This is a genomic window from Hahella sp. CCB-MM4, from assembly GCF_002260525.1.
GTDB lineage: Bacteria > Pseudomonadota > Gammaproteobacteria > Pseudomonadales > Oleiphilaceae > Hahella.
The window spans coordinates 1-1,314 of record NZ_MRYI01000050.1 but is presented as its reverse complement, the minus strand read 5'-3'; the positions used below and the strand labels follow the sequence as shown (position 1 = coordinate 1,314).

Here is a 1,314-nt window from a genome sequence, read left to right as displayed (position 1 = left end):
GAGACTGTAATTTAATTTGTGTATCTGCCTATCACTAGTACCCTATTACAGGGTTAAGGATAGGTAGACAATGAACCGGAAAGAATTAGAAGCATTTGCCCGTGAGGCAGCCAAATCTCTAAAGACAGAAAAGGATCTCAACGAGTTCCGACAGATGCTCACCAAGGTGACCGTGGAAGCCGCGCTCAATGCGGAGTTGGATGAGCATCTGGGATACGAGAAACACCAGCCTTCAGAGTCAGACAATAGCCGCAATGGCTATTCCAGCAAGACCCTCCGTACTGAGGACGGTCAGTTTGAAGTCAATACTCCCCGGGATCGTCAGGGCAGCTTTGAGCCTCAACTGGTCAAGAAGCAACAGACCCGTTTCACCACCATGGATGACAAGATTCTCAGCCTCTACGCCAAAGGCATGAGCACCCGTGAGATCGTGGCCACCTTCAAGGAAATGTACGGCGCAGATGTCTCTGCCACCTTAATTTCCAAAGTGACGGATGCCGTCATCGAGCAAGTGGTGGAGTGGCAATCCCGCCCACTGGATGCGATCTATCCCATCGTGTACCTGGACTGCATTGTGGTGAAGATCCGCCAGGACAAGCAGGTAATCAACAAAGCGATCTATCTGGCCTTGGGAGTGAACCTGGAAGGCCACAAAGAACTGTTAGGGATGTGGCTCTCGGAAACCGAAGGGGCGAAGTTCTGGCTCAATGTGCTGACCGAGTTGCAGATCCGGGGCGTGAAGGACATCCTGATCGCCTGTGTGGACGGTCTGAAGGGCTTTCCCGAGGCGATTAATACCGTGTATCCCCAAACCCAGATACAGCTCTGTATCGTGCACATGGTGCGAAATGCGGTGAAGTATGTGCCTTGGAAAGACTATAAGCCGGTGACGACAGATCTGAAGCGGATCTACCAATCGGCCACCGAGGAAGAAGCCCTCTCAGAGCTGGACAAGTTTGCCGAGCGATGGGATGAGAAATATCCCCAGATCAGCCGTTCCTGGCGAACTCACTGGGATAATCTCAGTACCTTGTTCCGCTACCCGGAAGACATCCGCAGGGCCATCTATACCATCAATGCCATAGAGTCCCTTAACAGCGTCATTAGGAAAGTGATCAAGAAACGGAAGCTGTTCCCCACGGATGATTCCGCGAGAAAGGTGGTGTATCTGGCAATCATGGATGCGTCGAAGAAATGGACGATGCCGATCAGGAATTGGAAGTCAGCGCTGAACCGATTTATGATCGAGTTCGAAGATCGCTTAACGGAGCATCTTTAATAACCAGGCAGATACACAGAATTATTTACAGGGTC

At 51.1% G+C, this 1,314-nt stretch carries 1 protein-coding gene; it reads left to right on the top strand.

Features of this window, described 5'->3' with window-relative positions:
- Nucleotides 1–70 precede the first annotated feature (70 nt).
- Nucleotides 71–1,279: an IS256 family transposase gene (locus BTA51_RS28815; protein WP_094712533.1), complete on the top strand. Its 1,209-nt coding sequence runs from the start codon at nt 71–73 to the stop codon at nt 1,277–1,279.
- Nucleotides 1,280–1,314: the final 35 nt, after the last annotated feature.

Bases quoted from the DNA above. Each gene is read 5' to 3' on its own strand.
- BTA51_RS28815 (WP_094712533.1), top strand. From the start codon at position 71: ATGAACCGGAAAGAATTAGAAGCATTTGCCCGTGAGGCAGCCAAATCT.